This is a genomic window from Brevibacillus nitrificans, from assembly GCF_003710965.1.
Taxonomy (GTDB): Bacteria; Bacillota; Bacilli; order Brevibacillales; family Brevibacillaceae; genus Brevibacillus; species Brevibacillus centrosporus.
Genome location: NZ_RHHU01000003.1, coordinates 1,329,067 through 1,349,923, shown reverse-complemented (window position 1 = coordinate 1,349,923; position 20,857 = coordinate 1,329,067). Strand labels below are relative to the sequence as shown.

General features: G+C 49.1%; 19 protein-coding genes and 1 pseudogene. 19 read left to right on the top strand and 1 reads right to left on the bottom strand.

Translation table 11 applies throughout. The features are described from left to right. Complete coding sequence (locus EDM59_RS31370) at positions 1-1,194, top strand: DUF3866 family protein (RefSeq protein ID WP_122923130.1); 1,194 nt, start codon at positions 1-3, stop codon at positions 1,192-1,194. Positions 1,195-1,201: 7 nt separating this feature from the next. Here the strand turns inward: EDM59_RS31370 and EDM59_RS31365 are convergent. Next, positions 1,202-1,249: pseudogene (locus EDM59_RS31365) on the bottom strand (hypothetical protein); the annotation flags it as partial. Between the two features lie 105 nt (positions 1,250-1,354). Here EDM59_RS31365 and EDM59_RS08265 point away from each other — a divergent pair. From EDM59_RS08265 to EDM59_RS08180, 18 genes are all read left to right on the top strand, one after another. Continuing rightward, positions 1,355-1,912 (top strand): NUDIX domain-containing protein, encoded by a 558-nt coding sequence (locus EDM59_RS08265; protein ID WP_122923129.1) that lies wholly within the window; start codon positions 1,355-1,357, stop codon positions 1,910-1,912. 7 nt (positions 1,913-1,919) lie between these two features. After that, positions 1,920-3,089 carry an endonuclease Q family protein gene (locus EDM59_RS08260; RefSeq protein ID WP_122923422.1) on the top strand — a complete coding sequence of 390 codons (1,170 nt, stop codon included), beginning with the start codon at positions 1,920-1,922 and terminating at the stop codon, positions 3,087-3,089. A gap of 67 nt (positions 3,090-3,156) precedes the next feature. Next, entirely contained in the window at positions 3,157-3,783 is a 627-nt protein-coding gene (gene spoIIM / locus EDM59_RS08255) for a stage II sporulation protein M (protein WP_122923128.1), read from the top strand. Between the two features lie 94 nt (positions 3,784-3,877). After that, on the top strand, positions 3,878-4,342 hold the full coding sequence (fur, locus tag EDM59_RS08250) for a ferric iron uptake transcriptional regulator (protein WP_055743511.1): 465 nt from the start codon (positions 3,878-3,880) through the stop codon (positions 4,340-4,342). A 151-nt stretch (positions 4,343-4,493) separates the two neighbouring features. Continuing rightward, on the top strand, positions 4,494-5,624 hold the full coding sequence (gene ald, locus EDM59_RS08245; protein ID WP_122923127.1) for an alanine dehydrogenase: 1,131 nt from the start codon (positions 4,494-4,496) through the stop codon (positions 5,622-5,624). 60 nt (positions 5,625-5,684) lie between these two features. Next, the gene (locus EDM59_RS08240; RefSeq protein WP_122923126.1) at positions 5,685-5,924 is read left to right on the top strand and encodes a YqzK family protein; all 240 of its coding nucleotides are present in this window, start codon (positions 5,685-5,687) and stop codon (positions 5,922-5,924) included. A 105-nt stretch (positions 5,925-6,029) separates the two neighbouring features. Beyond that, complete coding sequence (xerD, locus tag EDM59_RS08235) at positions 6,030-6,917, top strand: site-specific tyrosine recombinase XerD (protein WP_092268218.1); 888 nt, start codon at positions 6,030-6,032, stop codon at positions 6,915-6,917. A 147-nt stretch (positions 6,918-7,064) separates the two neighbouring features. Continuing rightward, the gene (deoB, locus tag EDM59_RS08230) at positions 7,065-8,243 is read left to right on the top strand and encodes a phosphopentomutase (protein WP_122923125.1); all 1,179 of its coding nucleotides are present in this window, start codon (positions 7,065-7,067) and stop codon (positions 8,241-8,243) included. Between the two features lie 51 nt (positions 8,244-8,294). Next, positions 8,295-9,104 carry a purine-nucleoside phosphorylase gene (locus EDM59_RS08225; RefSeq protein WP_122923124.1) on the top strand — a complete coding sequence of 270 codons (810 nt, stop codon included), beginning with the start codon at positions 8,295-8,297 and terminating at the stop codon, positions 9,102-9,104. Between the two features lie 25 nt (positions 9,105-9,129). Continuing rightward, complete coding sequence (locus EDM59_RS08220; protein WP_122923123.1) at positions 9,130-10,434, top strand: pyrimidine-nucleoside phosphorylase; 1,305 nt, start codon at positions 9,130-9,132, stop codon at positions 10,432-10,434. 325 nt (positions 10,435-10,759) lie between these two features. Next, on the top strand, positions 10,760-11,230 hold the full coding sequence (locus EDM59_RS08215) for an Lrp/AsnC family transcriptional regulator (RefSeq protein ID WP_092268176.1): 471 nt from the start codon (positions 10,760-10,762) through the stop codon (positions 11,228-11,230). A 112-nt stretch (positions 11,231-11,342) separates the two neighbouring features. Further along, complete coding sequence (locus EDM59_RS08210) at positions 11,343-13,001, top strand: peptide ABC transporter substrate-binding protein (protein ID WP_122923421.1); 1,659 nt, start codon at positions 11,343-11,345, stop codon at positions 12,999-13,001. A 277-nt stretch (positions 13,002-13,278) separates the two neighbouring features. Beyond that, a complete protein-coding gene (locus EDM59_RS08205; RefSeq protein ID WP_092268177.1) occupies positions 13,279-14,211 on the top strand; it encodes an ABC transporter permease in 933 nt (310 codons plus the stop codon). A 7-nt stretch (positions 14,212-14,218) separates the two neighbouring features. Beyond that, positions 14,219-15,136 carry an ABC transporter permease gene (locus EDM59_RS08200; RefSeq protein ID WP_122923122.1) on the top strand — a complete coding sequence of 306 codons (918 nt, stop codon included), beginning with the start codon at positions 14,219-14,221 and terminating at the stop codon, positions 15,134-15,136. A 14-nt stretch (positions 15,137-15,150) separates the two neighbouring features. Then, positions 15,151-16,146, top strand: coding sequence for an ABC transporter ATP-binding protein (locus EDM59_RS08195; RefSeq protein ID WP_122923121.1), 996 nt, complete (start codon positions 15,151-15,153; stop codon positions 16,144-16,146). 14 nt (positions 16,147-16,160) lie between these two features. Beyond that, positions 16,161-17,120 carry an ABC transporter ATP-binding protein gene (locus tag EDM59_RS08190; RefSeq protein WP_122923120.1) on the top strand — a complete coding sequence of 320 codons (960 nt, stop codon included), beginning with the start codon at positions 16,161-16,163 and terminating at the stop codon, positions 17,118-17,120. 173 nt (positions 17,121-17,293) lie between these two features. Next, positions 17,294-19,384, top strand: a complete 2,091-nt coding sequence (locus EDM59_RS08185; RefSeq protein ID WP_122923119.1) for a methyl-accepting chemotaxis protein — start codon at positions 17,294-17,296, stop codon at positions 19,382-19,384. Between the two features lie 154 nt (positions 19,385-19,538). Then, positions 19,539-20,726, top strand: a complete 1,188-nt coding sequence (locus EDM59_RS08180) for a D-alanyl-D-alanine carboxypeptidase family protein (RefSeq protein WP_122923118.1) — start codon at positions 19,539-19,541, stop codon at positions 20,724-20,726. The last annotated feature ends 131 nt before the right edge of the window (positions 20,727-20,857 follow it).

The following is a 20,857-nucleotide window of genomic DNA, read 5'->3' as shown; positions in this document are numbered from 1 at the left end:
GTGCTTCGTCTGGCTTTGGGGACAGTTGTGCGCGTGATCGAGGAGCGACCAGGTTTTCAGTTGATTGGGCTTTGGATGGCAGAAACGGGGCTGCATGAGGAAGCGATGTCCTTTGCCCAGGAAGAGTATGTGCCAGGAGACAAAGTCATTGTCAATACGACGGCCGTCCATTTAAAGCTTGGGACGGGGGGCTATCATGTGGTTGTGGGCAAAGCAGACCGCATGAACGAATGCGATCTAGCTCCCACGCAATGGGGCCATATCATGAAAATGCGCTATTCCCCTTGGCAGCTGGCAGTCGATTCCGTAGAAGAGCAAGCTAGTCCTCATCACGACCTGTTTCTTAGGGAAGATCTGTCTTTAGAAGGGACACCGGTTTTGATCACAGAGCTGCATAGCCTGCTCCCTGCTTCGGTGATCGCATGGAAACAAAAAAATCCGGAATCGAAAATTGTCTATGTCATGCCAGATGGCGCTTCCTTGCCGATGGCGCTCAGCCGGCACGTCCATCAGTTAAAGAGACAGGGATTTCTGGATGCGACGATTTCGACCGGACACGCTTGGGGGGGCGATCACGAGGCGGTCACCATCCACAGCGGGCTTTTGGCTGCACGGCACGTGGAAAAAGCAGATCTCATCATTTGCACACTTGGTCCTGGCGTGGCAGGAACGGGCACATCCTATGCCTTTTCAGGTATTCAATTGGCGGAAGTGATTCATGCGGTTTCCATCCTCGGTGGATTTCCGTTAATGATTCCGCGCATCAGCTTTGCAGATTCTCGTCAGCGTCATTATGGCATCAGCCATCATACACAAACGATTTTGCAGCGTTATGCCCTGCGTCCAGTCGTGCTGACCATGCCGCTAATAGGCGATCATCGCGATAGCCTTCTCGAACTGCAAGCAGCTACGCTGAAGAAGCTGGATAAGCACCGCCTAGTATGGGGAAAGGTACCGGATGAGCATAGGCTTTCGTCGCTGGAGCAAGCGTACGGCTTGTCCTTTACGACGATGGGCAGAACCTGGATGGAAGACCCTGTACCTTTTCAGACTGCCGTTCTTGCTGTTGATTTATTGTGCAGCTGGCGTGAGGGGCTGGCGAAAGCCTTTAGCGACGACCCGCATTGCTTCGGCGCTCCAGATACGCTTGCAGCGTTAGATCTTTTTTCGACCAGGACCGAAGCGCAGCCTTGATTTCCCAAGCTTTTCCTACCAGGCGCAACTGCTTTTCACTCACATAGGTTTTCATCACTGATCTCCTCCGCTACAATGAATGTGGACAAGCTTTATGCTCCCAACTTATGGTGGATCTCGAGCATTTAGAACGAAGAAAAAGACAAAGGGAGGATTTCTCTTGAACAAGCATGAGCATCTCTACGAAAAAACGATTTCCAGTCAGCCCATTTACGATGGACGAATAATCAAAGTAAAGGTCGATGAGGTTCAGCTTCCAAACGGCAAGACAGCCAAGCGGGAAATTGTGAACCATCAGGGGGCTGTGGCGGTGCTGCCATTGACAGATGACGGGAAAATGGTAGCTGTTCGGCAGTTTCGCAAGCCTTTGGAACAAACAATCGTGGAAATTCCGGCAGGGAAGCTGGAGCCAGGCGAAGAACCGCTCAACTGCGCAATCCGGGAATTGGAAGAAGAAACAGGCTATAGGGCAGAAAAAATGGAGCTGCTTAGCTCGTTTTATACCTCGCCAGGTTTTGCAGATGAGCTTTTGCATGTGTACATCGCGACTGGTTTGACAAAAGGGGAGAGCAGACCGGACGAAGACGAGTTCGTCGATGCTCTTGAGCTGTCGCTGGAAGAAGCGCACGAGCTGCACCGTACGGGAGAAATCCGCGACGCAAAGACGGTGGTAGCATTATTTGCATGGGAAAACAGGGTGCTGCGTTCCCGTGGCTAATAACGACATGACCGAATACTTCTGTGACATGCACATTCATATCGGAGGCACGAGGAGTGGGAAGCCGGTCAAGATTACGGCATCGCGCCAGATGACGCTGACCAGCATATTGGAGGAGGCATCTGAGCGAAAAGGCATGGATGTCATAGGAATCATCGATGCCCATTCTCCTGAGGTGCAAGAGGAATTGATCGATCTGATCAAAAGCGGGGCGGCGCTGGAGCATCGCGATGGAGGGATTCTTTACAAGGAAACGATGCTCATCCTCGGCTGCGAGGTTGAGATCAAGGAAGAAGCGCGCGGCGAAGCCCATTTCCTCGTGTACATGCCCGATTTGCGAGAAATGCAGTCGTTCACTGGGTGGCTGGCAGCCCGCTGCAAAAATGTCACGCTGAGCTCCCAGCGGATACGAACCAGCTTGAACGAGCTGCAGTCCTATGTGGAGCAGGCAGGGGGCCTCGTCATACCCGCTCATATTTTCACACCGCATAAAGGACTCTATGGGAGCTGCACCGATTCCATGGCAGAAGTGCTAGATTCCGCGAAAATATGGGCAGTTGAGCTGGGCCTTAGTGCCAACACGCAAATGGCTGATCAGTTGTCAGAGCTGGCAAACAAGACGTTTCTCACCAATTCAGACGCCCATTCGCTAGGAAAAATCGGGCGAGAGTACCAGTCGATTCGTATGAAGGAGCGCTCCTATAAGGAATGGGAAAAAGCCATTCGAAGGGAAAACGGCAGAGGAGTAAGCGTCAATTACGGTTTGCAGCCGCAGCTAGGAAAGTATCATCAGACAGCCTGCCACAGCTGCCAATCTCTGTTGCCGGCAGATGCTTTGGGCAGATGCCCCGAGTGCGGTCACAAGCAGATTGTTCGTGGAGTAGCAGCACGGATTGAAGAGCTGGCTGATGTTCCGCTGGGCACTCATCCGGCCCATCGTCCACCTTACGTAGAACAGGTTCCGCTTGAATTCATCCCGGGAGTCGGGCCGAAGCTTTTACAAAAGCTGTACGACGCCTTTGGAACGCAAATGAATGTCCTCCATCGCGTAAGTCGAAATGAGCTAGCTGCGGTGGCAGGCGAAAAAATTGCGGATTGGATTGACAAGGCCAGAGGCGGAAGGCTGTCGGTTCAAGCGGGTGGGGCAGGAACCTACGGGCGGATTGTTGAAGACTGAGCAGGCATAGCGTCAGGTTTGTCCGCATAAGCTTTACAGTAATCAGTGAAGCGGGAGGCGACTTAATGTGCGTTCACGAGTCGGACAAACTATCCAGGCGTATGCAAGAGATCATCAGTCGCTCTATTGGTTCACGATTGTCTTGTTTACCATGGGCATCATTTTTGGAGCCGTGCTGGTCAATTCCTTGCCGTTATCGCAAAAGCAGGAGCTGAACGGGTTCCTTCAATATTTCTTCAACAGCTTATCCACCCAAGGAATTCCCGAGACGACGACTCATTTTCAAGAAGCGTTTGGACACTATGCGAAAACCATCGGGATCATGTGGGTGCTGGGACTTTCGATTATTGGACTCCCTATGATCCTCCTTATGCTCTTTTTAAAAGGAGTTGTCGTCGGTTTCACTGTCGGGTTTCTGGTCAACCAGCTGCAATGGCACGGGGTCACTTTTGCTTTGCTGGGAGTGCTGCCGCAAAATCTACTGGTTGTTCCTGCCCTTTTTATCGTAGGGGTGAGTGGCATTTCTTTTTCACTCCGTTTGATCAAAACGAGATTGGTCAGCAAGCGAGATGTCATCATGCCTCATTTTGTCGGCTATACCGTGCTTGTGGTTTGCATGCTGGCCGTGTTGACGATGGCAGCGCTGTTCGAGACGTTCGTATCACCGAGGCTGATGCAGATTGTCCTTAATTAAGAATAATTATCATGTAAGAACTTCTGCATTTGACTTATTCAAGTACCCTCTACTATAATAGGAACAGGTTTCATGCGAGCGGGGAGGGGCATTAATGTTGGAAGAAAAGTTAGAGAAAATTAAGCAGCAATTGCATTCACAAAACTACAAGTTGACACCACAGCGTGAAGCCACTGTTCGCGTCCTGTTGGAAAATGAAGAAGACCATCTGAGCGCGGAGGATGTCTACCTGTTGGTGAAGGATAAAGCGCCGGAAATCGGACTTGCAACCGTCTATCGGACCTTGGAGCTATTGAGTGAACTGAAGATCCTGCACAAAATGAACTTCGGCGATGGCGTAGCTCGGTACGACCTGCGTGATGACAACGCAGCCTATCACCACCACCACTTGATATGCCTGAACTGCGGCTCTGTCGATGAAATATTTGAAGACTTGCTTGTCACAGCAGAGGAAAAAGTCAAGAATGTTTACAACTTTTACATTACCGATCACCGCTTGACCTTTTACGGAATCTGCAGTCGCTGCATTGATAAAGTAAATGTGGAAGACTTCAAATAAAGAAAACTTCTCTGGGAACGGAGAAGTTTTTTCTTTTCTTTTGCGTACAGGATAATTTTTCAAATCTCGCCGATTTCTCTTGCATGTAATGGTCATCGTTCCCGCGTGGCATCATACAAAGGTAATAAGAGAGACTGGAGGCGATATGCCGATGATTATTGGAGTACCCAAAGAAATAAAAAACAACGAGAATCGTGTAGGGCTGACTCCGGCTGGGGTGAGCTCGTATAAACAGGCAGGGCATCGTGTCCTCGTGGAAATGCATGCGGGCATGGGCTCGGGCTTTGGGGATGAGGACTACCTGGCAGCGGGCGCCGAAATATTTGAGAAAGCAGCAGATGTGTGGAGTCAAGCAGACATGATCTGCAAGGTAAAAGAGCCCTTGCCAGACGAATATCCATCCTTTCGGGAAAACCAGATTCTGTTTACGTACTTGCATCTGGCGCCGGAAAAAGAGCTGACCAAACAGCTCATGGACAAAAAGGTAGTGGCCATCGCTTACGAGACGATTCAAACGGACGATCGCGCGCTTCCTCTGCTCATGCCGATGAGCGAAGTCGCAGGCAGGATGTCAGTCCAGATTGGCGCGCAATTTTTGGAGAAGCCGCATGGAGGAAAAGGAATCTTACTCGGAGGCGTACCCGGAGTACCTCCAGGGAAAGTGGTTATTGTGGGTGGCGGGATCGTCGGTACCAACGCAGCGAAAATGGCGATCGGCTTGGGTGCAGACGTAACCATTCTGGATATCAATGCCAATCGGCTCAGGGAGCTGGACGACACGTTCCAAGGCAGGCTCCATACACTGATGTCCAACCACTACAATCTGGCAGAAGCTGTCAAACATGCCGACCTCTTGATTGGCGCGGTTTTGATACCAGGAGCGCGTGCGCCGAGATTGGTGACGGAAGAGATGGTCAAATCGATGTCGCCAGGTTCGGTGATTGTAGATGTAGCCATTGATCAAGGGGGCTCGATCGAGACTGTCGACCGCATCTCGACCCATAGCGATCCGACCTATGTCAAGCATGGCGTGGTCCACTATTCGGTAGCCAATATGCCAGGCGCAGTACCTCGCACCTCGACGATTGCGCTGTCCAATGTGACGTTGCCATACGGTCTGTTGCTTGCCAATAAAGGCTATCGCGCTGCCATCTCCCAGCATCGTGCATTAGCACGCGGAGTAAACGTCATTAACGGACACATCGTGTATGAAGCCGTAGCCAAATCCTTGCAGCTGCCATACACACCGCTTGATGATGTCTTGTCTGACATGCCGCTATAGCAGCGCATGCAGGTGTGGACAAGTGCATATAATGGTGAAAAAGCATAGGAGGGAGAGAACATGCGGATTCCGTATCGACGCGTGATGGAAGCGCTGCGTTTTTTGCTGCTCTTCGTTACGTGTACCTTACTGTCTTACGGAATCATCACGATTTTGACCGACAAGCTGATGCCGGCCAATCCGTATGAGGAACCACATGGCAATGCGGTAAAAGTGGTAAAGCTATTGAACTCTCCAGAGACACAGGACTTGGAAGGATATTTTTCACGATTGCAGCTTTTTTATGAGACGGGCGAGTAGCATAGAGCGAAGGGCACCTGCGCATTTTTTTGTGAAAAAAGCAGGAGATTCTTCATTGGTGTGGAAAGCAATACAGGATACTTATCACCTGAAGGGGACAGCTTCATGGACAGTCTGATTGATCAATTTATCCATTTCCTGGCTGTAGAGAAAGGGCTATCGCGCAACACCCTGGAATCGTACCAGCGGGATATGGTAGCCTATACTACGTATTTGCAGGACCAAGGCATCACGCGCATAGAAGATTCCACGAGAACGCAAATCATTGGCTACCTGCTGGTGCTGCGGGAAAAGGGCAGAGCGACAGCGACACTCTCGAGGAACATGGCTTCCATACGTGCTTTTTATCAGTTTCTCGTTCGGGACAAATACATAGACAAGGACCCATCTATCCATTTGGAAACCCCGAAGATTGAGAAGCGGCTGCCGAAGGTGCTATCGATTGAAGAAGTGGAGCGGTTGCTGGAAAGTCCCCCTGTGCATCATCCGGCCGGGTTGCGCGACAAGGCCATGCTGGAGCTTTTGTATGCTACAGGGATTCGGGTCTCTGAGCTGGTTAACCTTGATGCAGCTGATGTAAATCTCGATATGGGATTTGTGAAGTGCATGGGGAAAGGCTCGAAGGAACGGATTATTCCATTAGGCTCTGTCGCTGTCCAGATGGTTCGGCATTACTTGTCCGCAGGCAGGCCCAAGCTGGTAAAAGGAACAGGAGATACAGCCCTGTTTCTGAATCACTTGGGAAAACAGATCACGAGACAAGGATTTTGGAAGATCATCAAGCGCTATGCGCAAAAAGCCAATATCCGAGCCGAGATTACGCCGCATACCTTGCGCCACTCGTTCGCCACTCATTTGCTGGAGAACGGGGCTGATCTGCGCTCTGTTCAGGAAATGCTCGGTCATGCAGACATTTCCACAACGCAGATCTACACGCATGTGACACGTACCCGAATCAAAGATATTTATGCCAAAACTCATCCGCGCGCGTAACTTGCACGTATGAGGAAGGAAAAAGAGAGATACCTTAGGGAAAAACACTCCGTCGCGTTTTAAGACGGAGAATGCTTTTTGCATCAGGTCAGACGTCAGACGACTTGATCGCAAAATCTAATTTTTGTGGAACTGGAGGCGTTTGCATTGCGTTTTTCGCGAGTGTTTTTGATTGTGATGGACAGTGTAGGGATCGGTGAACTTCCTGACGCTCCGAAATTTAATGACGAAGGTGCTCATACACTTGGCCATATTGCGCAGCGAGTAGAAGGCTTCAGCCTGCCAAATCTGGCACAGCTTGGCTTGGGAAACATTGCGCCCCTGGAAAATGTACCACCTGCAGCAGTACCTCACGCCCACTATGGAAAAATGCAGGAGATTTCCATGGGGAAGGATACCACGACGGGTCACTGGGAGATCATGGGTCTCCACGTGTCAACACCGTTTAATACGTACCCGGATGGTTTTCCAGAGAGCTTGATCCGTGAATTTGAGGAGCGGATTGGGCGCAAGGTACTGGGGAACAAGGTAGCGTCGGGAACAGACATTTTGGATGAGCTGGGCGAGGAACACATGAAGACGGGAAATGTCATCGTTTACACGTCTGCAGATAGTGTGTTCCAGGTGGCTGCTCACGAAGAAGTGATTCCTTTGGAGGAGCTGTTCCGCATTTGTGAAATCGCTCGTGAACTGACTTTGCGCGACGAGTTTGCGGTGACGCGTGTCATTGCGAGACCGTTCGTAGGACAGCCTGGAAACTTCTCCAGAACTTCCAATCGTCACGACTATTCGGTCAAGCCATTCGCACCCACTGTTATGAACCGTTTGCAGGATGCGGGATTGACTTCGATTGCAATCGGAAAAATTAGTGATATTTACGCAGAAGAGGGAATCACAAAATCCATTCGTACCAAGGACAACATGGATGGCGTGGATCAATTGCTGAAAACGATGAAGGAATCCTTTACCGGATTGAGCTTTGTCAACCTCGTCGATTTTGACGCGAAATTCGGGCATCGCCGTGACCCGCAAGGCTACGGAGAGGCGCTCATGGAGTTCGATGCACGTATTCCAGAGCTGCTGTCCGCCCTGCAGGAAGGAGATCTGCTCCTGATTACTGCCGATCATGGGAACGATCCTGTTCACCATGGCACGGATCACACGCGTGAGTATGTCCCTCTGCTTGCCTACCACAAAGGGTTGACGGTAGGTTCGGATCTGGGAATTCGTGGAACATTTGCGGATTTGGGAGCAACGATCGCGGACAACTTCGGAGTGGAAGCACCTGTCATAGGAAAAAGCTTCCTAAGTCATTTAAAAAGATAAAGCATTTATAAACATTAATATAGAAGAAACAGAAAAAAAGGAGTGTTTTACATGGCAAATTTCCATGAAGCAGTAGCCTATATTCAACCAAAACTGGAAGAAAAACCTACGATCGGCTTGGTGCTTGGATCGGGTCTCGGTGTTCTCGCAGATGAGATTGAGAATCCTGTTATCATTCCATACAACGAAATTCCAGGATTTACGGTATCGACAGTCGTTGGACACAAAGGACAGCTTGTGATCGGAAAGCTGCAAGGCAAGCAAGTTGTAGCGATGCAAGGCCGTTTTCACTTCTACGAAGGACACGGGCTTGATGCGGTAGTTTTCCCGATCCGCGTCATGAAGCTGCTCGGTGTCGAAACCATTATCGTCACAAATGCAGCAGGGGGAATTAACGAAAATTACGATCCGGGCAACCTGATGCTCATTTCCGACCATATCAACATGACATTCCGCAACCCGTTGATTGGACCAAACGATGATGAGATGGGCGCGCGCTTCCCGGACATGTCTGAAGCCTATTCGAAAGAGCTGCGTCAAATTGCAAAACAAGTCGCAAGCGAGCAAGGCATTGAGCTGCAGGAAGGGGTTTATGTAGGACTGCTGGGCCCAAGCTATGAGACACCGGCTGAAATCCGCATGCTGCGCATCCTCGGTGGAGACGCAGTAGGAATGTCGACAGTACCGGAAGTGATTGTAGCGCGTCATATGGGCGTGAAGGTACTGGGGATTTCCTGCATCAGCAACATGGCAGCGGGTATTTTGGAGCAGCCCCTGTCCCACGATGAAGTCATGGAGACGACTGAAAAAGTAAAAACGCAATTTTTGGCGTTGGTGAACGGGATCGTCGCCAAACTGTAAGCGGTAACCTAAGGAGGGACCTGGAATGCGCATGGTCGATATTATCGCCAAGAAAAGAGATGGCGGCGAGCTGACAACAGAGGAAATTCAGTTTTTGGTGACGGGATACACAGACGGGACTATTCCCGATTACCAAATGTCTGCCTGGGCAATGGCTGTCTTTTTCCGTGGGATGACACCTCGCGAAACAGGCGACTTGACGATGGCAATGGCAGGGTCTGGCGAGCAGCTGGACCTGTCTTCACTGTCCGGAATCAAGGTGGATAAGCACAGCACAGGAGGAGTAGGCGATAAAACGACACTCGTCGTGGCTCCACTCGTTGCGGCAGCAGGCATTCCTGTTGCAAAAATGTCCGGGCGTGGTCTGGGCTATTCGGGCGGTACGATTGACAAGCTGGAGTCGTTTGCCGGATTTGCGGTGGAACGTTCGCGGGAGCAATTCCTGCAGCAGGTCCGCGATATTGGCGTATCCGTCATCGGACAATCAGGGAACCTCACACCAGCGGACAAAAAGCTGTACGCCCTGCGTGATGTGACAGCGACCGTAGAAGCGGTGCCGCTGATCGCAAGCTCCATCATGTCCAAAAAAATCGCCGCCGGTGCTGATGCGATTCTGCTGGATGTAAAAGTGGGCAAGGGTGCGTTTATGAAAAGCATCGAGGAAGCAGAAGTGCTGGCAAAAGCAATGGTAGACATCGGGACACAGGTAGGAAGAAAGACAGTGGCAGTCATCAGTGACATGAACCAGCCGCTTGGTTTTGCTGTGGGCAATGCCTTGGAAGTAAAGGAAGCGATCGACACGCTGGCAGGAAAAGGTCCGCGTGACTTGACGGAGCTTGCGCTGGCAATTGGTTCACGCATGCTTGTTTTAGGTGGTCTCGTCGAGGATGAGCAATCCGGCAGAGCCAAGCTGGAAGAGATCATGGCATCTGGAAAAGCGGTAGAGAAGCTGGCGCAAATGGTAGAAGCGCAAGGTGGAGACAAGAGTGATGTTTACGAGACATCTCGTCTTCCGAAAGCCGTGATCATCCATGAGCTGGTGGCTTCCGAGGATGGATACGTTGCGCAGATTGATGCGGAGGCAGTGGGGCATGCATCCGTTGTTTTGGGTGCGGGCAGATTGACGAAAGAAATGGCCATCGATCTGGCCGTTGGCATGGTGCTGCACAAAAAACGGGGGGATCAGGTAAAAGCTGGCGACATCCTCATGACCATTCATGCCAACAAAGAGGAGCTTTTGGCCAGTGCCCTCCAGGAGCTGGAAGGGGCAATCGTGATTTCGACAAAGCCTCCTGTCGATCAACCGTTAATTTATAAAATTATTGGATAAGACCGTTATGTGATTGACAAAGAAGATGGGGGTGCACGATGCAGTCTGCATCCCCCTCTTTTTTTGTGTAAATATACAGTTTTCAGAGTTATTATGGTTGATATTATTCAGGTTTTCCTATTCAATATGTATTACCGATAGTTTTTTTGATCAGTTAAAAAATATTTGATTGTTCATATGCTCTTTATAATGTTTTATATTTCTACTTGTCAAATTTCGTTGACACCGCTATCAATTCAGATTACTTTTAATGTATCAAAGATATTGTAAAAGATTTTTTCGAATTTCGTAAAAAAAGGATGGAGGTTCCCGAAAAATCGTATTTATGAAAAAGCTGGACCAGGTTGACAAGCAGATCCTGCAAATTTTACAGGAAGACGGACGAACACCGTATACAGAAATCGCGCATCAACTTGGTGTAAGTGAAGGTACGATTCGTTCTCGAATCACACGACTGTTACAGGATGGGGTCTTCCAATTCGTGATTCATCCTGACCCTGAAAAGCTAGGGTTACATGTACAGGCCATTATTGGACTTACCACAAGGCTCGGCATGCAGAAAAATGTCGCCGAAGAATTGAGCAGAATATCTGCCGTGCGTTTTGTGGGTGCGTTTAGCGGTAAGCACGACTTGATCATCCAAGCGTGTTTCCATAGCAATGACGAACTGATCACCTTTGTCAACGAACGACTCTCTCAAATTGAAGGGATTGCTGCAGCGGATGTTTCTCTGGAACTGAAGCAGTACAAAGATTCTTTCTCTTTCGTTCAGGATGACGAGGTGACCTTGCAGTGAAAGGGGTTGATGCCTTCCAGCCGAAGTCGCTTTGCTTCGCTTGATGTTCCTTTTTTTCGTCCTTTATTTTCTGAAAAAAGACAAAACAGAAAACGTACTGGGGGTAATTGCGTTGAAAAAGAATATTTTTGCATTGGTGAGTTCAGTAGCAGTACTCGGAACGGCTTTGGCTGGTTGCGGTGGCGGCCAAGAAGCAGCAAAACCTGCAGAACAGCCAGCTGGCAACACACAAACCCAAGCACCTGCTGCTGCACCTGCTGCAGAGAAAAAGCCACAAGTGCTGAAAATGAATCTTCATTCCGAGCCGCCAACAGCGGACCCTGGAATTGCGGAAGACACTACTTCCGGCGCAGTAATTCTGGCTACCTTTGACGGTTTGACACGGATTGGCGGAGATGAAAAGCCGCATGAAGCAGCTGCGGAAAGCTACACCGTTTCGGACGACAAGCTGACCTATACCTTCAAAATCCGTGATCACAAATGGAGCAATGGAGATCCAGTAACAGCGAAGGACTTTGAATATGCTTGGAAGCGCGCTCTCGATCCAAAAACAGCTTCCAACTACGCATATCAGCTGTACTACATCAAGAACGGGGAAAAAGCGAATAAAGGCGAAGCAAAGCTGGACGACGTAGGAGTGAAGGCACTCGACGATAAAACGCTGGAAGTGAAACTGGAGAACCCAACTCCTTACTTCCTGGAACTGCTTGCATTCCGTACTTACTTCCCAGTCAATCAAAAAGTGGTTGAAGGAAATGAGAAGTGGGCAGGCGAAGCTGCAACACACGTAGGTAACGGACCATTCAAAATCGAGACATGGGAACATAAGAGCAAAATGGTTCTCGTGAAAAACGACAACTATTGGGACAAGGACAATGTGAAGCTCGACAAAATCGAGTTCTCCATGGTAGAGGATGAAAATACTGAATTGTCCATGTTTGAAAATGGTGAACTCGATTGGGCCGGCGCACCAATGAGCGCATTGCCTACCGATGCAATCCCTGCTTTGAAAGAGCAGAACAAAATCACTACCAAGCCTATCGCAGGTACTTACTGGTACAAGTTCAACACAGAAAAGCCACCGTTTAACAACGTGAAGATCCGTAAAGCGTTTGCATTTGCAGTTGACCGTCAAGGCTTGATCGACAACATCCTGCAAACGGGTCAGATCCCTGCAACAGGTGCAGTACCACCGTCCATGGTGTTGAATCCAAATGGATACTTCAAGGACAACGACCTGGAAGCAGCGAAGAAGATGCTGGAAGAAGGTATGAAAGAGCTAGGGATTTCCAAACTGCCTGCCATCACACTGTCGTATAATACATCTGAAGCTCACAAAAAGATTGCAGAAGCGATCCAAGACCAATGGAAGAAAAACCTTGGCGTCGATGTAAAACTCGAAAACAAAGAGTGGAAAGTATACCTCGAAGATCTACACAATGGTAACTTCCAAGTCGGACGTATGGGCTGGCTGGGTGACTTCAATGACCCAATCAACTTCCTGGAGCTGTACAAAGACAAGATGGGTGGAAACAACGATACTCGTTGGGAAAATCCGAAGTACAAAGAGCTCTTGAACCAATCCGCATTGGAAGGTGATCTGGACAAACGTAAACAGATCCTGGCTGATGCTGAACAAGTACTGATGGATGATATGCCGATCATGCCAATCTACTTCTATACACAATCTTGGGTACAAAATCCAAATGTAAAAGGCGTTCAAATGACAGGTTTGGGCGACGTAGACTGGAAAGGCGCTTACATCGAGTAGTACCGTTTTCTATACCACGTATAAAGATTCTGCTTGAAGGAATCGGGCTTGGTAGCGAGAGGGTGTATGGTGGACCATATACCCTCTCGTATTCCGACCCTTTCCATATAAATTAGATGGCGAAAAGCCAGTAGAGAAAAAATATGATTGCAAGAGATCATAATTATTGGGTTATTTACACAGCCGATTTTTGCACTGTGTGTCGGCTTGCTTTACGCAGTGTAAAGATGGGAAGTGAAAGCATTCATTCATAATTTTTGTCAAGGGGGTAAGTTAGTTGATCCGTTATCTTGGTAAGCGCATCATCTTCATGCTCATCTCACTCTTCTTGATCGTAACGGCGACCTTCTTCATCATGAAGGCAGTCCCTGGTGGACCGTTCACGTCAGAGAAAAATGTTCCAGATGAGATCAAAGCGGCTCTGGAGGCCAAATACAAACTCAACTTGCCGATGCATGAGCAGTACTTCAACTATTTGAAAGGTGTTGTGACTTGGGATTTGGGTCCGTCCTTCACGGAAAAATCTTCGACAGTCAATGAAATGATCAGTCGTGGTTTCCCTGTCTCGGCACACTTGGGTGCGCAAGCGCTTTTACTGGCTATTTTCGGAGGTATTATACTGGGTGTCATTGCAGCGCTAAAGCATAACAAGTGGCAGGACTACTCAGCCATGGTCATAGCGGTTTTGGGGCTATCGGTACCGGGGTTCATCCTGGCATCCTTCTATCAGTACTTCTTCTCCATTAAATGGGGCTTGCTGCCAATTGCGAAGTGGGAAGGTTTTGAATATACCATTCTTCCATCCCTGGCACTTGCTGCGTCTCCAATGGCGTTTATCGCTCGTCTGACTCGTTCCAACATGATTGAGGTATTGGGTCAAGACTACATCAAGACAGCGAGAGCAAAAGGGTTGCACACCATGACCATCACGATCAAACACGCAATCCGTAATGCATTGTTGCCAGTCATTACTTACCTGGGTCCATTGATTGCCAACATTTTGACAGGGGCATTTGTTATCGAGCGTATCTTCGGTGTTCCTGGTCTGGGTCGTGAGTTTGTCCTTTCCATTACAAACCGTGACTATACCGTAATTATGGGGACAACTGTATTCTACTCCATCATCCTGGTCGTAATGATCCTGATCGTTGACGTAGCGTACACATTGGTTGACCCACGGATTAAGCTGGCAGATGCAGGAAGGGAGTAATGATAAGATGCAACAATTGACGAAAGAGCATTTTGAGCCAATTTCTGTTGACCTTCGCCAATCGGAAGCTATCAAACGTCCCAGCCTGTCGTTCTGGGCTGACGTGTGGCGCCGTTTGAAAATGAATAAAGTGGCAATGGCATCCCTGATCTTTATCGTAGTGCTGATCGTTGCCGCGATTGTCGTTCCTTTTGTAACCAATAATGACTATTTTACGACTGATTTGGCAGGAAAGAACAAAAAACCATCTGTTGAACACTGGTTTGGTACTGACGATCTAGGACGCGACATGTTCGTTCGTATCTGGTACGGCGCACGTATCTCGCTAGAAGTAGGTCTTGCAGCAGCGTTTATCGACTTGGTCATCGGCGTAATCTGGGGCGGTCTCGCAGGTTTCTACGGTGGTAAAGTAGATGAGATCATGATGCGTATTGCCGATATTTTGTTTGCAATTCCATATCTTCTCGTTGTTATTTTGCTCATGGTTGTGTTAGAACCAGGAGTAGGGACGATCATTATCGCCTTAACGATAACCGGTTGGATCGGGATGGCCCGAATTGTTCGTGGTCAGATGCTCCAGCTGAAATCTCAGGAGTTTGTACTTGCAGCGCGTTCTTTGGGTGCTGACGCAAATCGTCTGATCTTCAAGCACTTGATTCCAAACGCTCTGGGTCCAATCATCGTAACGCTGAGCTTGACTGTACCATCTGCTATCTTTGCAGAGTCGTTCCTGTCCTTTATCGGACTTGGGGTAGCAGCACCTGTTGCATCTTGGGGCACGATGTCGTCCGAAGGTCTGCCGGCCATGAAGTACTATCCATGGCGTTTGATGTTCCCGGCATTGTTTATCTCCGTGACCATCTTGGCATTTAACTTGTTCGGTGACGGTCTGCGCGACGCAGTAGACCCACGCCTGCGGAAATAGGAGGGATCATCGTTATGGAACGCATTCTTGATGTAAAAGACCTGCATGTCTCCTTCCATACGTATGCAGGGGAAGTAAAGGCAGTACGCGGTGTAAATTTCCACGTGAACCGCGGGGAAGCAGTTGCGATCGTAGGGGAGTCCGGCTGTGGGAAGTCCGTAACCGCTCAAACTCTGATGAAGCTGATTCCAATGCCTCCTGGTGATATTAAAAAGGGAGAAATCCTCTTTAATGGCGAGGACATCGTCAAAAAGTCGAATAAAGAAATGGAAGGTATCCGCGGTAAAGATATCGGGATGATCTTCCAGGATCCAATGACCTCTCTGAACCCAACCATGACGATTGGGAGCCAGATTACAGAGGGCTTGGTCAAGCATCAAAATATGAGTCGTACCGCTGCTCGCGATCGTGCTATCGAGCTTCTGACGATGGTAGGAATCCCACAACCGGAAAAACGCATTGAGCAGTATCCGCATGAATTTTCCGGCGGGATGCGTCAACGTGCGATGATCGCCATCGCGCTGGCATGCTCTCCAAAACTGTTGATCGCCGATGAGCCGACAACAGCACTCGACGTTACCATTCAAGCGCAAATTCTTGATCTGATGAAAGACCTGCAAAAGAAAACAGGTACTTCCATCATCCTGATTACGCATGACCTGGGCGTTGTAGCGGAAATGTGCGATCGCGTCATCGTGATGTACGCAGGGAAAGTGATTGAAACGGGAACCGTAGATGATATTTTCTACAACCCACAACACCCATACACAAAAGGTTTGCTGCGCTCTGTTCCGCGTCTTGACCTGAACCGCGACGAGCCATTGACTCCGATCTTCGGAACGCCGCCGGACCTGTTGCGTCCACCAGTTGGCTGTGGTTTTACAGCACGTTGTGAGTCTGCGATGCGTGTGTGCCAAGAAATCGATCCTGACTTAACAGAAGTCAGCACGTCCCAACGAGCAGCTTGCTGGCTCCAGCATCCGCTTGCTCAGAACCGCGCAGGATCGTAGGAGGAGGGTAAACAGTGGATAACCGTGATACGCTGATTGAAGTCCGCAATTTGAAGAAGTTTTTTACCATTGGTGATAATACACTGAAAGCCGTTAATGATATCTCTTTTGAAATTAAACGCGGTGAAACGCTTGGTGTCGTAGGGGAATCTGGCTGTGGGAAGTCCACAGCTGGCCGTACCCTGCTCCGTCTGTACGATGCGACGGAAGGCGATGTACTGTTTGAAGGCAAGAGCATCATGAACCTCAACAACCAAGAGATGAAGGCGATGCGCCGCAACATGCAAATGATCTTCCAAGACCCATACGCTTCGTTGAACCCGCGTATGACAGTAGGGGATATCATCGGTGAGGCGCTGGATATTCATAATCTGGCTTCCGGTCAAAAACGGAAAGAGCGCATCCAAGAGCTGCTGTCCTTGGTGAGCTTGAACCCAGAGCATATGAACCGCTTCCCGCATGAATTCTCCGGTGGTCAACGTCAACGGATCGGGATCGCTCGTGCGCTGGCAGTAGAACCGAAGTTCATTGTTTGTGACGAACCGATCTCTGCGCTGGACGTTTCCGTACAAGCGCAGGTAGTCAACCTGCTCGAGCAGTTGCAGGAAAAAATGGGTCTGACGTACATGTTTATCGCCCATGACCTGTCCATGGTAAAATATATTTCCGACCGCGTAGCTGTTATGTACTTGGGCAAGATGGTGGAGCTGGCTGAAAGTGATGCCTTGTATGAAAAGCCACTTCACCCTTACACGCAAGCATTGCTGTCTGCGATTCCGATTCCGGATCCGGAAATCGAGCGTAACCGGGAGCGCATTGTACTCCAAGGGGACGTACCGAGCCCGATGAATCCGCCAAGCGGCTGCCATTTCCGCACCAGATGCCCGAAAGCAATGCCGGAGTGCGCTGCTTCCGTTCCTCAATGGAAAGAAATCGAGCCAGGCCACTTTGCTGCTTGCCATTTGTATAACTAAGACTTTTAGCGGGTTCTCAAGCCATCCGGCAGGGAACTCGCTTCCTTTTCAAAAAGTGGTTTTACCTCTGATAAAAACGGGTATGATACCCAGGAGCATACTTATCAGAGGTATTTTTTTCTGCATTTGATCTGGTAAAATGTAGAGTATTTAGTAAAAGGGGGTAAGTATTAATGAAAAAATTCTCACTTCCTCGTAGGAAGACGAAGGGATCGGGTTCTGGAAACGGAAACTCCTCAAAGCTGTTTCAGAAAATCCAATCCCTAACAGAAAAATCAACAGGACAGCTCCAGGGCTCCCTCGCGACAAAGATGATTGTATTCGGTCTTATACTCGTACTTATCATTATCGGTTCCTTGCAATACATAGCGCTTTCCTTTTCAAAGTCAACTTTAATTAACATTACTTCCAATCAAGCTAAAATGTTAGCCGAGCAGCATGCTACCAGCATGAATGACTGGCTGCAAGGAATTGTGGATTCTACAGAGACAGCTGCTTCCAAGCGAGTGATGACGACAGAGCTAGAACCGCTTATTATGGAACAGTTCAGTTTGCTGCGCCAAAGCCACAAAGAGATCTCCAAGATCTACCTGATCGACAGTGCGACCGGGAAATCCATTTACTCCCTTACCGGGAAAAACGAGATCAATTTCAAAGAAAAGAAATACTTTAACGATGCAATCAGTTCAAAGGCCACTGTTGTTTCGGATGAAGAAATTGTCGAAGGAATTAATAAGAGTTTTCTTTATATTTCGACACCGGTTGGCGAGCAGAACAAAGATACGTCGCGCGTATTTGTCGTTGGATTCACGATCGATCAAATCGTGGAGAAAGCACAAGAGATTCCGTTCATGCAAAATGGCTATGCCTTTGTGGTTCGACCAGATGGTTTGGTTGTCGCGCATAAAGATGCGGAGCAAAACAACAAGCTTACACTGGCTGGAAAAAGCGAGTACAGCGATATGCTGGAAATGCTGAAAAATGACACAAGCAACAGCCTGCAGTACAAAGACCATGGAGTGGCTAGCTTTGCCGCATTTGCACCGATTCCCATTTTGCACTGGCATGTCGTTCTTTCGACGGGTGTGGATGAGGTGTATGGTGAGGTTAACAGCATGGGTTGGTACTTTGCACTCATCAGCATTCCTGTCATCGGGATATCTGTATGGCTGATCTGGTGGTTCGCCAAGCGCATCCGTTCGTCTCTGTACGCAATTGCCAAGGATATGGACCGGATCGGAGCAGGACAGTTCGATGTCCATGTTGACGTAAAAGGGAACGACGAGCTGGCCATGGTAGGTCGCAAAATGAACGAAATGGCTGCAGAACTGCGTAACCTGATCGCCTTGGTGCAAGGACAAGCCAATCAGCTGAACATCGCAACGGACGAGTTGACCTTGTTTGCAGAGGAAAACAAGGGAGCTATTCAGGTTATTACGACTAACATCTCGTCTATTGCCGACCGCGTTTCTACACAAACGAATGAAGTACAAGCGACCGCCCATACTGTTTCTGAGATATCGCAGGGTGTAGAACAGGTAGCTGTTTCGGCGGAGTCCACTTCCGTTGCGACGACACGTACCTTTGAACGGGCACAGGGTGGCTTGCAGCTGGTAGAGGATGTTATCAGTACCGTACGTCAGGCCACCACAGAGGTCGAGCGTACGGCAGTACAAATGCACAGCCTTCGTGAGAGAGCGCGTCAAATTACGAGCATCGTAGAAATGATCAGTGGCATCGCATCGCAGACGAACCTGTTGGCGTTAAACGCTGCGATTGAAGCAGCCCGTGCAGGAGATGCCGGTCGAGGCTTCTCGGTAGTTGCGAGTGAAGTTCGCAAGCTGGCTGAAGAAAGCAGCTCTTTCTCCGAACGGATCGCTTCCATCGCCCACTCGATCAACGATGAAGCCATGGATATGACGCAGCATATGGACGAAATCGTGACGATGGTCAGCGGGGGCTTGAAATCCGTTGAGTCAGTTGGCACTGCTTTCCAAAATATCGTCGCGGATATTCAATCGGCCGCAGAGCAAAGTGAATCGATGACGGCTACCTCCGAGGAAATGGCAGCAGGCAACCAGGTTGTGACCAACTCGATGCAGCGACTTGCAGTGATGTCGGATGAGATCAGCGACTCTATTACCGGTGTAGTCGAAACGGTAGACGAACAGCTGAATTCGATTGCGCGAATCAACGAGAATGTAGAACAGCTGAAAAAAATGGCGGACGAGCTTACCGAGAATGTGCGCCGCTTCGTTATCTAATACAAGAATCCCTTCTGCTTTTGGCAGGGGGATTTTTTGTTTCCAGCCAGCCAAATTTCGCTGGAACAAGAGCTTGGCAAATCCACGTTTTCAAGTGAATATTTTCCTATGCCATTGGTGAGAATAAAACCATGAATGGAGGGAAGAGACTGCTATGAAACGGAATGGATATCTCGCTCTATGCTTCATCATGTGTTTCACCTTCTTTTCTCCGATGGCTGTAAGGGCTGCTGAGAAGTCTGGACCGCAGACTGGAGAGATGAATTTTGCACCGCACGCGCGATCAGCTGTCATGATCGAAGCGGATACGGGCACGGTTCTGTACGACAAGAACGCGAATGAAAAAATGCCGCCTGCCAGCATCACCAAAGTGATGACGATGCTCCTCATTATGGAAGCAGTGGAACGAGGAGAATTAAAACTTACGGATAAAGTGAGAGCAAGCGAACGGGCTGCTTCCATGGGCGGATCGCAGATTTTTCTCCAGCCGGGTGAAGAAATGACGGTGGAGGATATGATTAAAGGCATTGCGATTGCCTCCGGAAACGATGCCTCTGTCGCGATGGCGGAGCATCTGGGAGGGACAGAGGAAGGCTTTGTCAACCGTATGAATGAACGGGCGAAGCAGCTGGGCATGAAAAACACCCATTTTGTGAACTCGAATGGGCTGCCTGCTGAAAACCATTATTCCTCTGCACAAGACATTGCCATCATGTCACGAGAGCTATTGAAGCACGAAGGAATTACGCGGTTTACAGGTACTTATCAGGACTACCTGCGCAAGGATAGTGCAAATCCGTTCTGGCTTGTCAATACAAACCGTCTGGTGCGTTTTTACGAAGGCGTAGACGGCTTGAAAACAGGCTACACAGGCGAAGCCAAGTATTGCTTGACCGCAACGGCCAAGCGCAATAATATGCGAGTCATCGCCGTCGTCATGGGGGAACCGGACGTAAAAACGCGCAATAACGAAGTGGCTACGATGTTCAATTACGCGTTTACCCATTTCCAGGTCATGCCGATGTACAAAAAAGGGGAAGCTGTCCAGCGAATCACGGTGGACAAAGGCCAGCAGCCACAAATCAATGCGATTACTCCACATTCCGTCAGTATGCTGATGAAAAAAGGAGAATCGGCTGACCAATACACGAAGGAAATCGTTCTGGATCAACGAGTCTATGCACCGGTCAAGCAGGATCAGGTCATTGGACACATCTTTATCCGAGCGAAGGATGGGAAAGAAGTGAACCGGATCGATCTGTATCCGGAGCAAGCAGTGGCAAAAGCAGGTATGTGGGAGATTCTTAAGCGGACCACCAAGAATGTATTTATCAGCTACTAGGCAGACACCATGAACGCGAAAAGAATCGAGTTGCCTCGAATGGAATACGGTGGCTGCTCGATTTTTTTGTTCTTTTGTCGACTGGCAGGAATTGGTTAAGACGAAGAAGAAAGAGACTTTCATTACGGGAT

Coding starts and splice junctions, on each gene's coding strand:
- EDM59_RS08185 (WP_122923119.1), top strand. CDS start 17,294: ATGAAAAAATTCTCACTTCCTCGTAGGAAGACGAAGGGATCGGGTTCT.
- EDM59_RS08180 (WP_122923118.1), top strand. CDS start 19,539: ATGAAACGGAATGGATATCTCGCTCTATGCTTCATCATGTGTTTCACC.
- EDM59_RS08200 (WP_122923122.1), top strand. CDS start 14,219: ATGCAACAATTGACGAAAGAGCATTTTGAGCCAATTTCTGTTGACCTT.
- EDM59_RS08215 (WP_092268176.1), top strand. CDS start 10,760: ATGAAAAAGCTGGACCAGGTTGACAAGCAGATCCTGCAAATTTTACAG.
- EDM59_RS08260 (WP_122923422.1), top strand. CDS start 1,920: ATGACCGAATACTTCTGTGACATGCACATTCATATCGGAGGCACGAGG.
- ald (WP_122923127.1), top strand. CDS start 4,494: ATGATTATTGGAGTACCCAAAGAAATAAAAAACAACGAGAATCGTGTA.
- EDM59_RS08195 (WP_122923121.1), top strand. CDS start 15,151: ATGGAACGCATTCTTGATGTAAAAGACCTGCATGTCTCCTTCCATACG.
- xerD (WP_092268218.1), top strand. CDS start 6,030: ATGGACAGTCTGATTGATCAATTTATCCATTTCCTGGCTGTAGAGAAA.
- fur (WP_055743511.1), top strand. CDS start 3,878: ATGTTGGAAGAAAAGTTAGAGAAAATTAAGCAGCAATTGCATTCACAA.
- EDM59_RS08220 (WP_122923123.1), top strand. CDS start 9,130: ATGCGCATGGTCGATATTATCGCCAAGAAAAGAGATGGCGGCGAGCTG.
- EDM59_RS08225 (WP_122923124.1), top strand. CDS start 8,295: ATGGCAAATTTCCATGAAGCAGTAGCCTATATTCAACCAAAACTGGAA.
- EDM59_RS08240 (WP_122923126.1), top strand. CDS start 5,685: ATGCGGATTCCGTATCGACGCGTGATGGAAGCGCTGCGTTTTTTGCTG.